Below are 13906 nucleotides of genomic sequence, written 5' to 3'. Positions count from 1 at the left end.
AAGCAAACAAAGCATGAAACTATTTAATATTTATACGGCCACTTTGATGATTGCGTTTTTCCTTTCAGCATGTTCATCGACGAAGAAAGTTGTCGAACAGAAGCAGGAATTAACCGCTGTAGATGTACTTCAGTCGTTGCAGCTGACCAATCGTTATTTCATGAACAAATGGACAGACACCGGTAAACCGATCTATACCAACCGTTGGCGGCCGAGCAATATCTGGACCCGAGCCGTTTATTACGAAGGGCTCATGGCACTTTATCAGATTGATAAAAATAACGAATACTACAATTATGCTGTGGATTGGGGAAATAAACATGACTGGGGTATGCGCAACGGTTTGGAAACTCGAAATGCCGATGACCAAGCTTGTGGGCAGACCTATCTGGATCTCTATGAAATTGAAGCGAAGCCTGAGCGTATCCAAAAGATTAAAGCTAATATAGATTACATTATCAAATCTGGAAAAGTAGACGATTGGACCTGGATTGATGCCATACAAATGGCCATGCCAATTTATGCTAAACTGGGGGTAATGACGAAGGATCAAACTTACTTTGATTACATGTATAAAATGTATCATCATTCAAAAACGCGAGAAGGTGGAGGCCTCTATAATAAGGCCGATAAACTTTGGTGGCGCGATAAGGATTTTGTTCCTCCTTACAAGGAGCCGAATGGTGAGGATTGCTATTGGTCACGTGGCAATGGATGGGTTGTGGCAGCTTTGGTTAGGGTACTCTCTTTGATTCCGGAGAACGAAGCACATCGTGCCGAGTACATGTCGGATTATAAAGCTATGATGGAAGCACTTGTTCCTATTCAAAGACCGGATGGATTCTGGAATGTCAGTCTACACGATCCGACTAATTTTGGTGGGCGTGAAACTTCAGGCACTGCACTGTTTGTCTATGGTATGGCCTGGGGCATCAATAATGGTTTCCTAGATGCTAAAATATATCGACCTGTTGTAGAAAAGGCGTGGAAAGCAATGACAGCAGAAGCGGTACACCCTTCTGGTTTTTTGGGCTATTTACAAGGAACGGGAAAGGAACCTAAGGATGGTCAGCCGGTCAGTTTTTCAAGTCAACCGGATTTTGAAGATTATGGGCTGGGATGTTTTTTGTTGGGGGGTACAGAGGTTTATAAAATGTTGTCCAGATAAGTACCCGCATCCATCAGGTATTGGCCAGTTAAGAAAATTTGTCGATCATAAAATAGTTGAAGACTGAAAAGAAATGGAGAAAATAGCATTTAAAATGAAATTGAAACCGGGAATGTCTGCGGAATATAAGCGGAGACATGATGCGATCTGGTCAGAATTGATAACCTTATTACGCGAAAATGGGGTGTCTGATTATTCCATTTTTTTGGATGAGGAGACAGACACTCTATTTGCTGTTCAATATTTAGCAGGACATTCGTCACAAGAGTTGGGTAAGGAAGCTATTGTTCAGCAATGGTGGGATTATATGTGCGATATAATGGAAGTACATGCCGATCATTCTCCAGTATCGGTCAGTTTGAAAAAAGTATTTCACATGGATTAGGCCAATTGTAACATGAAGAAAATTTATATATCATTAGTGCTTGCCTGTAATCTGTTGGCTTTCGGTCGACCGATGGCGCAGGATTTATGGCCAGCAGTGACCAAAGAAATGAGGCCTTGGACGCGTTGGTGGTGGCTCGGTTCGGCTGTGGACCGAACTAATATCGAACGCGAATTAACCTTATTTGAAAAAAGTGGTTTTGGTGGAGTTGAGGTAACACCGATTTATGGTGCTAAGGGATTTGAATCCAGCTACCTGAACTTTCTTTCACCACAATGGATGAATATGTTGGGGGTAACGACGGATAAGGCCAATGCCTTGGGCATGGGAGTGGACATCAATTTGGGAACTGGTTGGCCATTTGGGGGGCCTCAAATCAAAGAAAAGGATGCCGCTACCAAATTGATCTTGGATGAATTTGAATTAAAAAAAGGTGAAAAAGTCACCTTTCCCTTAAAGCCAAAGGATCCTAAACAACATTATTTCTTTTTGCAGGCATTACGGGCATTTAGAGCCGACAATAGCGAGATTAATCTGGATGATCATATTTCAAAGACTGCCGGAACATGGGAAGCCCCTACCGATATTCGTCTAATAGCTGTCTTTTCTGGAAGAACAGGGCAGAAAGTCAAACGTGCCGCTCCGGGCGGAGAAGGATATACGTTGGACCACCTGGGGAAGCATTCTGTCGCATCTTATTTCAATAGATTTGCCGAAGCTTTTCAGGACAAACCATTGCATGTACGTGCTTTTTTTAACGATAGCTACGAAGTATACGGTGCGAATTGGACGGATGAATTTTTGCAATCATTCGAACGGATAAAGGGATATAGGTTACAGGATCATCTGCTGGATTTTGTAGGTAAAGGCAAGAATGAAGCTAAAACAGCAGGACTTAAATCGGATTATCGTGAAGTTGTAAATATACTGCTTGCCCAGAATTTCTTGACCCCATTTACGGATTTTGCCCATCGCTTTAGCGCAGTCTCAAAAAATCAAGCCCATGGATCTCCAGGAAATCTGATTGATTTGTATGCGGATACCGATATTGCGGAGTGTGAAACCTTTGGATCCAGCAGTTTTGATATTCCCGGATTAAGACTGGATACTGCTGATATCCGTAATGTGGATCCAGACCCCATGATGGCGAAATTTGCGACGTCGGCGACAAATGTATACGGTAAAAAATATACTTCTTCGGAAACATTCACCTGGCTGACGGAACATTTTAAAACTTCTTTGTCACAAACGAAACCAGAAGTCGAACAATTATTCCTTGCTGGAGTGAATCATGTATTCTATCATGGGACAACCTATTCGCCGAAAAATGTACCTTTTCCGGGATGGTTGTTCTATGCTTCCGTTAATTTTGTTCCGCAAAACTCGTTCTGGGACCACCTTACTGGTTTGAATCAATATATTACGCGTGTGCAATCCATCCTTCAATCCAGCCGGGCCGACAATGAAATGCTGGTATATTGGCCAATTTATGATATTTGGAATAATGCCAAAGGAATGGATAAGGCACTAAAGGTTCATGATGTGGACGAGTGGTTACATCCAACGCAATTTTATAAACAAAGTGTTCAGCTGCAGAAACGGGGGTATAGCTTTGATTTTGCAACTGATAAAATTTTGGCGGGAACTACAGTAAACGGCGGAAAATTACAAACCTCAAAGGATGCGATCCCGTATCGAGCAATTTATATACCTGCCTGTCATTATTTTTCAGAAGTGACCCTGCAGAAAATTCTGGAAATGGCCAACCAAGGCGCAACTGTCATCTTCCAGCAATTACCGAAAGAGGTTCCTGGATATAGCCAATTAGAGAAACGGCGCACGCTGTTCAATAAATTAATTGCATCACTAGGGTTCGATAAAGATAAGGCTAATCAGTATACAGCATTTGGAAAAGGAAAAATCTATTTGACTACAGATATTAATTCAGCCCTGGAAACCGAACAGATATTACCTGAACGGATTAATCAAACCGGGCTAAAGTTTTCAAGAAGAGTTGCCGGTAAGGATACCTATTATTATTTAGTCAATCACAGCGGACAGACCGTGGATCGCCATATCGCGCTGAATGTACAAGCGAAATATTATTCTTTATTGGATCCCCAGACTGGGCGGACCTATCAGTTGCCATCATCTGATGGAAAGATACGGGTGCAGATTCCATCGGGTTATTCTTGGATTGTCTTGGCCTCGGAGCAACAAGCCAGCGAACCTTTCCGCTATCAGGATGAGTTACACCAAGTGGCTCAATTGGACCGCGACTGGAAAGTGAATTTTATTGCCGGAGGACCTGTTTTACCGAAGGCCAAAAAGCTTGATCAGCTCTCTTCGTGGACCGAATGGGGCGATAAAGATGCTGTTAATTTTTCGGGTACAGCAAACTACGAGAAAACATTCTCTATCCATAAAGACTTGTCAAAATCATATCTACTCAAGCTTGGGCGTGTTGCGGAAAGTGCCAGAGTATATATTAACGGAAAGGACGCGGGTGTGTTATGGTCAATTCCTTTTCAACAGGATATTACCCCATTATTGGTGAATGGCGAAAACAAGATTCGTATTGAAGTCGCCAACTTAATGGCAAACCGGATTAGTTATTTGGACCGCAAAAAAGTTACCTGGCGAAATTATCACGAAATTAATTTCGTCAATATCAATTATAAAGATTTTGATGCCAGCAAATGGGCGCCCATGGAAAGTGGGCTGATTGGGCCCGTAACCATTTGGAGTTATTAAATGAAAAACGATACATGTATAGCTTAAATGCTGCTGCTTAGAGATGTGCAATGAATCGCATGGAAACGGGGCTGTCTAAATTTCTTGGACAGCCCCGTTTTATTTAGAAGCCTCTTTCAGTGACAGGATTGAACAGGATGGTTATTACAAATCATCCTGTTACTTTTAACCAACATTATAAGCCTAAGGGGAAATCTGATTATTTTTTAAGCCAGTCGTCCTATAAAGCAATACGTAAAGATCATCCAACACTTTCATTATCTCGTATAGTGAAAACCGATTTTCACTACCGAAGATCAAAAAGGGAAAGAATAAAATAATACCTAAATAATACTTTAATGATAAACTATTTAACAATTAGGTTTGATCATCATGTAAAGAAGTACACTTTTTTGCTACTTATGGCGATGCTGTGCACCTTGAATTTATTTGCTCAAACCGCTCGGACTGGAAAAGTAAACGATGAAAAAGGTTTGCCTATCCAAGGTGTAACTGTACAGGTAAAAGGCAAAACTATGACGGCAAAGACCAATGCCGATGGGTCATTTAACATCAATGCACTGCCATCGGATGTATTGGCCTTCAGAAGCCTTGGTTATGAACCTCAAGAAATTTCTGTGGGTAATAAAAATATCTTCAATATAGTTCTTGCACAAAAGGTCGATGTCATGGACGAAGTCGTGGTGGTTGGTTACGGCACGATGAAAAAGAAAGATGTGACGGGTTCGATAGCGAGTGTGGGCGAAAAAGAACTTAAGGCAATGCCCGTAAAAGATGCGTTGCAGGCGATGCAAGGCAAGGTGGCAGGGGTTGATATTACATCAAATCAACGGCCGGGAACAACTGGTAGCATAAAAATCAGGGGTGTAAGGTCGTTAAACGCCGATCAAGACCCTTTATATGTAGTTGATGGGATGGTATTACAGGCCGGTGGCATTGAGAATATCAATCCGAGTGATATTGAGACCATTGATGTCTTAAAAGATGCTTCTGCAACCGCTGTGTATGGTTCGCGTGGTGCCAATGGTGTGGTTTTGGTGACGACTAAGCAAGGCAAAAAAGGTCGTTTACAATTAAATTATGCAGGTACAGCGACATTCGAGAAGATGTATGATGTCACAGAATACATGGATGCTGCACAATGGTTGGATTATGCGCGCTTGGCGAAATTTGGAACAACAACACCTAGTTATACAAGTGACTTTTCAAAGTGGGGCTCTGTAGCAGCCTCCTGGGCAAATATCGCGAAAGGTTGGACCAATAATAATACGGTTTGGGATCCAAGCTTAGTAGGTAATTACGATTGGGCTGATGCTGGCCGTAAAAATGCCTTATCTACTGAACATACCTTAAGCGTCTCTGGTGGTGGCGAGAATTCAAAAGGTTATGGTTCATTTGGCTATTTAAAGCAAGATGCCACACAGCCAGGGCAAAAATTTAATCGCTATACTTCAAAAGTAAGTTTTGAAGCGACTCCGACGAAGTGGTTTACTATGGGTGCTTCACTAAATGTATTTTTCTCCGATCAAGATTATGGCTATAACTTTTCTAAATCCGTCACGGGAGCGGGCGATTACTACAACGCTTTACGAGGAATGTTGCCCTGGACAGTACCCTATGACGAGAATGGAAACTACCTGAGAAACCCTGCGGCAGGTGATATCAATATCATTAATCCAATTAATGAATTGGAATACAATACCAATCAACGGCAGACTTTTGGTGCGAATGGTAGTTTCTTTAGCCAATTGGATTTTGGACAGATTTATGAGCCATTAAAAGGTTTAAAATATCGTGTGCAATTTGGGCCGGAGTTTAGATATTATCGTGCGGGCTTGGCCAATGCGGCTGAAGGAATTAATGGTGACGGAAATAACGCAGTAAGGTTTTCGACAACTCGAAATCTTGCTTGGACCTTGGATCATTTGATCTACTACGATCGCGACTTCGGCACAGATCATCACTTGGGGATTACCTTATTACAGAGTTCATCGAAAAAAAATGTCGAAACAAGCGATATGCGTGCGACCGATGTGTATAGTGCAAATGAACTATGGTATAATATTAGTTCCGGAGGTTTTATCGGTAGCTACGGGACAGGCTTATCAGAACGACAAATGGAATCCTATATGGCTCGTGCAAACTATAGCTACAAGGACCGTTATATGTTAACTGCTTTTGTGCGATGGGATGGATCGTCGGTATTGGCTCCAGGGCATCAATGGAGTTCATTCCCCTCTGTAGCTGCTTCTTGGCGTATTGATCAAGAAGATTTTATGAAAAATTCATCTTACATCAATACTTTAAAATTACGCATGGGATTTGGTATCGTAGGAAACGAGGCAATATCTCCTTATCGAACTAAAGGCTTATTAACACAGAACTTTTACAATTGGAGTGCAACGAATTCAACGCCAGGCTATATTGCATCAGACCCTTCTGCAGCGTCTCCCCAATCCATGGCAAACCCTGAGTTGGGTTGGGAACGTACGACGCAATATAATATGGGAATAGATTATGGCTTTTTCAATAACCGCGTTAATGGAGCGCTGGATTTCTATAAGACACGAACCAATGATTTAATTATGTTGATGGGATTAAACCCTGTAACAGGATTTCCAAATACTTGGGCAAATATTGGGAAAACCGGTGGCTGGGGGATTGATTTACAATTGAATACTGTCAATATCAAACAGGATAATTTCCAGTGGAATACAACTTTAACTTGGTCCAAAGACAAGAGTAAAATTATCCAATTGCAAAACGGTCGTACGAGTGATATCAGCAACAAATGGTTTGTGGGTCAGGAAATTTCTGTTCCCTACGATCTAGTTTATGATGGTATTTGGAAAACTTCAGAACTGGAAGAAGCTACCAAATACAAGGCGAAACCTGGACAAATTCGTGTAAAAGATATTAGTGGTCCGGATGGTGTGCCTGATGGAAAAGTGGACAGAAACTATGATTCACAAATATTAGGTTCTTATCGTCCGAAATGGTCAGCAGGTATTATGAATACATTCACCTATAAAAACTTTGATTTATCTTTCTTTATTTTCTCCCGTTGGGGGCAAATGATTAATGCTGGTGCGGAGACCTTAGGCGGTCGTTTTATGATGCGTAAATTGGATTATTTTATTCCTGGGGTTCATGAAGATGCAGAATATTACCAACCAGGATCAAATGGAGAGGCGGCAGATCCGTGGAGTTCTTCCATGAATTATCGTGATGGCTCATTTATTAAGTTGCGGAATGTAAGTTTGGGCTATAATTTTCCGAAAACAAAATTAGCGAAGCTGGGGGTAAGTAACTTTAAAATCTATGCACAAATTATGAATCCGGCAATGTTGTATTCAAAAGTGGATTTCTTGGATCCGGATTTAGCAAGTTATAATAATAACACGACACAAGCTGGCTCAGCAATAACAACACGAGGTGCAGTAATTGGTGTAAACATTGGGTTTTAGACCGTAAAAAGATTAAAAAAGATTCTCATGAAAAATTATAAAATATTAATTGCTTTAATGCTTGGATCAGCGGGATTGCTGGGATTAAATGCTTGTAGTAAAGATTTTTTAAAAGAAGAGCAGATCACCACACCGACGACTGACTATTTTAAAACACAGGCAGGGTTGGATGATCTGGCGACAGGAGTTTACTCGAAGCTGAAATTTAAATATAATTATACCTGGGGCATGGCTTTGTTTAATTTAGGTGTTGACGAGTTTACGGATGCAAATAACCCCTCTCCGAGCTTCAATAGTTATAGTATGGATCTTAACCCAGCTGAATCAACCTATGGGGGAGCAAATATTCAGCCGGTGTTTGACAATATGTATAGCGGTATTGAATCGGCCAATACCCTGATTCAGAATGTACCACTATATTACGATAAATCCAATGCCAACTATAATACACGTCTAGGCGAGGGGTATTTTATGCGGGGATATTTCTATCTACAATTGATCGTACAGTTTGGTGGTGTACCCTTAAAGTTGACCCCAACGACAAAAGTGGAATCCTATTTTACGCGCGCTTCCGAAGACGCGTGTTTTGCGCAGGCCATTTCTGATCTGGAGCAGGCTTATGCCTTGCTGCCCGCTTCGGCGACAGAATTTGGACGTGTGACCAAATCAGCTGCAGCACATTACGTTGCTAAAGCCAGACTGACTCGGGCGAGTGAGTTATATGCTTCTTGGAATTCAAAATATATCGCAGAAGATTTGGATGCGGTTATCAAATACGGAACGGAAGTCGTGGCGGCACATCCCCTGGTTGATGACTATGTAAAACTATGGGATTATCAAAAGGCGAATAGTGCCAATGAAAAAGTATCTGAAGTTGTTCTTTCAGCACAGTTTTCGGACGACCAGGCAACCTGGGGACGTTATGGAAATCAGATCCATCTTTACTATCCTGCTGTTTATCAAGATTTAGGTGGAACGAGTCGAGACATATCGGGCGATCGTGAATTCTCCTATGCGCGTACCACAAACTATACCTTAGATGTCTTTGACCGCGTCAATGATTCCCGTTTCTGGAAATCCTTTATTACAATGTATGGCGCCAATAATACCGCGAATGCACCTGTATGGACTGCAACTAATGCATCTCTTGGGCCTACAGGGACTGTTGCAGGTACCAAACGCTTTAAAGGGGGTGAGCTGGGTATAAAATATATTGTAAATAACAATGGCGATACGCGCTACACGGCAGTAGCCAGTGATGCAACAGGGGTGCTTAAAAATGGCGTGATGCAAAATACCCATACCTTTGTACGTTATTTTCAAGGAGAACCGCAAGCCTGGGTGGGAAAACATGGAAATAACGGTTACTATGGTGTACAGTCACGCTATGTGGCGCTTTCAAAGTTTAGAGACGGTTATCGGGTTAGTATCGCCTCAGCCAACGGTACCCGAGATGTGATTATGGCACGTTCGGCAGAAGACGTATTGATGGTGGCCGAAGCTTATATCCGCAAGGGTGAAGGCCAGTATGCCAATGCCATACAGTGGATCAATAAACTACGTAGCCGTGCCGGCTATAAAAATGGTGAAGACCGCGCGAAAAATGTCGATGGCGGACAAGCCTATAAGAATAATTCCTATGCGGTCGGTAAAGGAGGTGGTTTTTCCGCTGAAGGTGCAATCTACTGGGAAGGGAACTCTTATTACGAATCCAATAATGATATGGCTAAAACCACGGCATCTTCGGAAACACAGATGCTGATCAATTCGGTCGCTGATATTTATAACTCAGCAGTAGATGCTCCAATCTACCAAAAATTGGGTGCGGCAAGCAATGCGCAGAAAATGATGGCTTTCCTGTTGAATGAGCGCACGCGCGAATTGTGTGGCGAACTCTACCGCTGGGAAGATCTGGCACGCACCAAAACCTTGGAATCGAGATGGAAGGCTTTCAATGATGGTTATGTACGGGGTAATACAGTATTTAGTCCGAATACGCATTACTATCGACCAATTCCGCAATCTTTCTTGGATGCAACCACCAATGAAAGTGGTGCTGCATTGACACCGGCCGAAAAACAGGCTATGCAAAATCCGGGCTATTAATATTTTTATAATCAAACTCAACCTAACCTTCCCGTTCTGAACGGGAAGGTTTTTTTTGTAAAAATGCATTCGGTTACAGGATAGCGCAGGATAGGTCCCTTTGCTAGTTTTGCTATCTTACAGCTTGATTCGCCTATCACTGCGAGTCTAATTAAACCAAATTGTAAACCACGGGACGGAAGTGTTTAAATGGATAGAAATCCCATTGGCCATTCTGTGTATTTTCACGATCGATGCCAGTGGGCTGTAGGTGCCCGCTCATATATTTAAGTATAACCAGAAACAATTATAAGTCAATGAAAACGATTCTCAGTATGCTCCTCGCAATTTTTGCCTGCCTAGCAGGTCAAGCACAACAGACGACCTGGAACAGTGCCCAGCAACCCCTAAAAGAAATTGAACAGCTTAAAAAGATCATTGTGGCCCCTTCATTTAGAAATAAAGATTATTCCATCGCTGATTTCGGTGCTATTGGAGATGGCAATACAAAAAATACGGCAGCCTTTCAAAAGGCAATAGAAACCTGCAATAAGCAAGGTGGAGGACGGGTGGTGGTTCCTAAAGGGGTATACTTGACCGGTGCTATTTATCTGAAAAGCAATGTCAATCTTCACATCAGCGAAGGGGCAACAGTCCTTTTTAGCCGAGATAGCGCAGATTACCCAATGGTATTCACCCGTTGGGAAGGGATGGAATGTGTCAATTTTTCCCCATTCATCTATGCGTATAAAGAAGAAAATATTGCCATTACGGGAAAAGGGTTAATGGATGGAAATGCCGATAATGATCATTGGTGGTATTGGTGCGGTGCACGCAAATACGGTTGGCATGAAGGCCGCCCTGGCGAACAAAAGCCTGCACGCGCAATGTTGCATCAGCAGATGGCCGAAGAGATCGATCCGCAAAAAAGGGTATTTGGCGACGGACATTTTCTCCGGCCCAATTTTGTACAACCTTATCTATGTAAAAATGTCTGGATTGCCGACGTGAAGTTAATTAATTCTCCGATGTGGAATCTCAATCCTGTTCTATGTGAGAATGTGTTGATTGAAGGCGTGAAAGTGGTGAGTCATGGACCTAATAATGATGGCTGTGATCCCGAAGCAAGTAAAAATGTATGGATCAGGAATTGCTATTTTGATACCGGCGACGATTGTATTGCTATTAAGTCTGGACGAGACGAAGATGGCCGCAATATTGGTCGACCTGCGGAGAATCATATCATCGAAAATTGTGAAATGAAGGATGGACATGGCGGTGTCGTTATCGGTAGCGAGATTGCCGGCGGAGCTAAAAACATCTATGCGCTGAACAATGTGATGGATAGTCCAAATCTAGATCGTGCCCTTCGGATAAAGACCAGTTCAAGTAGAGGCGGTACTATCGAAAATGTGTTTTTTTATAACACGAAGGTGGGACAGTATAAAGAGGCAGCTGTGCGTTTTAATATGTTTTATGAAAAGCCCGGAAAACATATTCCGACGATTCGGAATATCTGGGTCGAAAACCTTCAGGTAAAAGGTGGCGGCAAGTATGCTGTGCTCTCCACGGCTTATGAATCTTCACCTGTCACTGATTTTACAATGGTGAATTGTAAAATTGAAGGTGTAAAAGAAGCCTATAAAGTAGATTACCTAAAGCATGTTACGCTAAAGAATGTCATTGTTAATGGAAAGGAAATCAAGTCTTTCGATTAGCATAACCTATCCGTCACGCAGAAGTACTCCGAAGGCCAAACGAACCAAATTCGCCAATATTTGCTAGATAGAAATCATTGGTTCGTTCAATATCCTTTAAATTAAACTTCAGTTACATTTTAAGCGGCTCAATATATAACGATTTCAATTGTTAAAAAATTCACTGTTAAAATAAGGGGATGTTTATATGATTCGAAGGCAGTAGATTTTTCCCATGGGCTGCATCGTAAAAGATCTATGAAAACGGTGGTTTTTAAGTTTTTTTTAAAAAGTTATGAACAAATCGTTAATTTTATATTTCTTAAAATCTAACAATGACCAATTCAGTAAATCAATTTTTAAAAACTTTAGAAATTAGTGATTTCTCTGCTACTCCAAAGTATTTGCAATTGGCAAATACCATCACCGATGCCGTAAGAAACGAAATATTGGTCCGAGATGATATGTTGCCTTCCATTAATGAGTTAAGTGCCTATTTAGAAATATCACGTGATACCGTTGAAAAGGCTTACCGATACCTTAAGAAAAATGAGATTATTGCTTCGAACCCCGGTAAGGGCTATTATGTGCATAAGACAGATGTACAATCAAAACTCAAGATAGCAATCTTTCTGAATAAGCTCAGTGCACATAAGAAAATTGTGTACGATTCTTTTGCGAAGGAACTTAGCGACTACGCAAATTTAGACTTGTTTGTTTACAATTCAGACCTATCCTATCTAAATACACTTTTAGGAAGTCTAACGAAAACTTATGACCATTATGTCCTATTTCCACATTTTAAAGAAGGCCGAGATAAGGCCCCTGATATTATCCGGAAAATCCCTTCAGAAAAGCTAATGCTATTGGGCAAATTTATCGAAGATGTACCTGGCGATTTTCCGGCTGTTTATGAGAACTATGAACAGGATATTTACTCCGCCTTAGAGGAAGCTAATGAAGTATTGAGTAAATACAAAAGCTTAAAACTGGTCTTTCCAGACTATAGTGATTTCCCGAAGGCTATCATCAAAGGGTTTTATAAATTTTGCCAGCAATATGCTTTTGAACATGAATTAGTCTCTGATATCGATGAAGAGAAGGTAGAGAAGGGAACGTGCTATATTAATATTATCGAAGATGATCTGGTGAAATTATTGAACAAAGTAATACAAAAGAAATTGGTCATCGGGAAAGACGTTGGCGTGATATCCTACAATGAAACACCATTGAAAAAATTTATCCTCAATGGTATTACAACCATATCAACTGATTTTGAAATGATGGGGCGTTTAGCAGCCGAATTGATCATAAAAAAATCCAAAGACCGTGTTGAGGTTCCATTTTATTTGAAAGTTAGATCATCGATTTAGAATCAAGATATAATAATGAGTTCTTCGCATAGCGGGGGAATATACTTAAGGAATGCACAGTCCAAAAGGAATGCACAGTCCAAAATATATGCCGATAGTAACTGTCTTTTTGTAATAGAGGGCGTTGTATATAAAAGAAAAAGACCGGTTAATTAGTGTCAACCAGTCTTTCTTTTGTTTATAAACTTTGTTTATTTTTTTAAGGTCTTTACGGGAAACAGATCAATAACACCTTTTGCAACCTTGCTGATGTTATTAATTGCTTTTTCTGGGTTATCGACATCTCCCGAGCCGCGTGCCTGCCAAATCACAGCATTTGTTTTGCGGTCAATAGCTTCAATAATCAAATGACCGTAACGATAGCGTTCTTTTGCAACTGGGTAATAGCCGCCACCGTAGTAATATGGTGAAAACCACGGACGATACCATCCCCAGGGTCCCCCCCAGCCGTAGTAACCGCCGCCACCATACACCAAGCGACTCTTATTATTGACAATCGTGATGTATCGAAATAGCAAATCAGGGTTATCTTTGGAATATTGAAGGCCTTTTGCTTCCAAAGCAGTATTAGCTGCGTCCAGAATATTTGTTTTAGCGATATCATTGTCAAAATAAGACTTTGATAACGAGTCGACCGGAGGCAACCAAGCATACGTCTTAAATGGCGTAAAATCCATCTTTTCTACCCGAGTGGTATTGTATTGATAAGACGAACATGATGCGAGTGCAACGCAAAGCACCAAAAATAATAGAATCTTTTTCATCGTAGTAATTATTTATAAGTGTTGATCTCATCGGTGTAAATGAGCTCGTTTCACTCGGTTTGTTTATTAACTGTGATGAATCTATCATGAGTGAGTATTTTATCACCGTATTTAGCGACCAACTCATGATGGTTCATGGACAATATTGAACTTATATTTATTTAACTAATTTGCTTTTATTCCTTATCCGTATACCTTTCAAGTGTAAAAATA

The 13906-nt window shown here is 41.1% G+C and carries 8 protein-coding genes; 7 read left to right on the top strand and 1 reads right to left on the bottom strand.

Annotated elements, in window-relative coordinates:
• The first annotated feature begins 13 nt into the window (after positions 1 to 13).
• The 7 genes from B2107_RS17190 (at position 14) to B2107_RS17160 (ending at position 12929) form a co-directional block, all read left to right on the top strand.
• Positions 14 to 1168: a glycoside hydrolase family 88 protein gene (locus B2107_RS17190; RefSeq protein ID WP_293956916.1), complete on the top strand. Its 1155-nt coding sequence runs from the start codon at positions 14 to 16 to the stop codon at positions 1166 to 1168.
• Positions 1169 to 1241: 73 nt separating this feature from the next.
• Positions 1242 to 1553 carry an L-rhamnose mutarotase gene (gene rhaM / locus B2107_RS17185; protein WP_293956915.1) on the top strand — a complete coding sequence of 104 codons (312 nt, stop codon included), beginning with the start codon at positions 1242 to 1244 and terminating at the stop codon, positions 1551 to 1553.
• A 12-nt stretch (positions 1554 to 1565) separates the two neighbouring features.
• On the top strand, positions 1566 to 4307 hold the full coding sequence (locus tag B2107_RS17180) for a glycosyl hydrolase (RefSeq protein WP_293956914.1): 2742 nt from the start codon (positions 1566 to 1568) through the stop codon (positions 4305 to 4307).
• 338 nt (positions 4308 to 4645) lie between these two features.
• Positions 4646 to 7774, top strand: a complete 3129-nt coding sequence (locus B2107_RS17175; RefSeq protein WP_293956913.1) for a SusC/RagA family TonB-linked outer membrane protein — start codon at positions 4646 to 4648, stop codon at positions 7772 to 7774.
• Between the two features lie 27 nt (positions 7775 to 7801).
• On the top strand, positions 7802 to 9880 hold the full coding sequence (locus B2107_RS17170; RefSeq protein ID WP_293956912.1) for a RagB/SusD family nutrient uptake outer membrane protein: 2079 nt from the start codon (positions 7802 to 7804) through the stop codon (positions 9878 to 9880).
• A gap of 296 nt (positions 9881 to 10176) precedes the next feature.
• Positions 10177 to 11577 (top strand): glycoside hydrolase family 28 protein, encoded by a 1401-nt coding sequence (locus B2107_RS17165; protein ID WP_293956911.1) that lies wholly within the window; start codon positions 10177 to 10179, stop codon positions 11575 to 11577.
• A 314-nt stretch (positions 11578 to 11891) separates the two neighbouring features.
• On the top strand, positions 11892 to 12929 hold the full coding sequence (locus tag B2107_RS17160) for a GntR family transcriptional regulator (RefSeq protein ID WP_293956909.1): 1038 nt from the start codon (positions 11892 to 11894) through the stop codon (positions 12927 to 12929).
• Between the two features lie 191 nt (positions 12930 to 13120).
• Here the strand turns inward: B2107_RS17160 and B2107_RS17155 are convergent, their stop codons facing one another.
• Positions 13121 to 13693 carry a DUF4136 domain-containing protein gene (locus tag B2107_RS17155; protein ID WP_293956907.1) on the bottom strand — a complete coding sequence of 191 codons (573 nt, stop codon included), beginning with the start codon at positions 13691 to 13693 and terminating at the stop codon, positions 13121 to 13123.
• Positions 13694 to 13906 lie beyond the last annotated feature (213 nt).

Source organism: Sphingobacterium sp. UBA7855 (genome assembly GCA_002500745.1).
Lineage (GTDB): Bacteria > Bacteroidota > Bacteroidia > Sphingobacteriales > Sphingobacteriaceae > Sphingobacterium.
The sequence above is the reverse complement of the archived record's forward strand: the minus strand, read 5'-3'. Positions and strand labels throughout refer to the sequence as shown.

Excerpts from the sequence above, each read along its gene's own strand:
- rhaM (WP_293956915.1), top strand. The coding sequence starts at position 1,242 with ATGGAGAAAATAGCATTTAAAATGAAATTGAAACCGGGAATGTCTGCG.
- B2107_RS17190 (WP_293956916.1), top strand. The coding sequence starts at position 14 with ATGAAACTATTTAATATTTATACGGCCACTTTGATGATTGCGTTTTTC.
- B2107_RS17175 (WP_293956913.1), top strand. The coding sequence starts at position 4,646 with ATGATAAACTATTTAACAATTAGGTTTGATCATCATGTAAAGAAGTAC.
- B2107_RS17165 (WP_293956911.1), top strand. The coding sequence starts at position 10,177 with ATGAAAACGATTCTCAGTATGCTCCTCGCAATTTTTGCCTGCCTAGCA.
- B2107_RS17155 (WP_293956907.1), bottom strand. The coding sequence starts at position 13,693 with ATGAAAAAGATTCTATTATTTTTGGTGCTTTGCGTTGCACTCGCATCA.
- B2107_RS17170 (WP_293956912.1), top strand. The coding sequence starts at position 7,802 with ATGAAAAATTATAAAATATTAATTGCTTTAATGCTTGGATCAGCGGGA.
- B2107_RS17180 (WP_293956914.1), top strand. The coding sequence starts at position 1,566 with ATGAAGAAAATTTATATATCATTAGTGCTTGCCTGTAATCTGTTGGCT.
- B2107_RS17160 (WP_293956909.1), top strand. The coding sequence starts at position 11,892 with ATGACCAATTCAGTAAATCAATTTTTAAAAACTTTAGAAATTAGTGAT.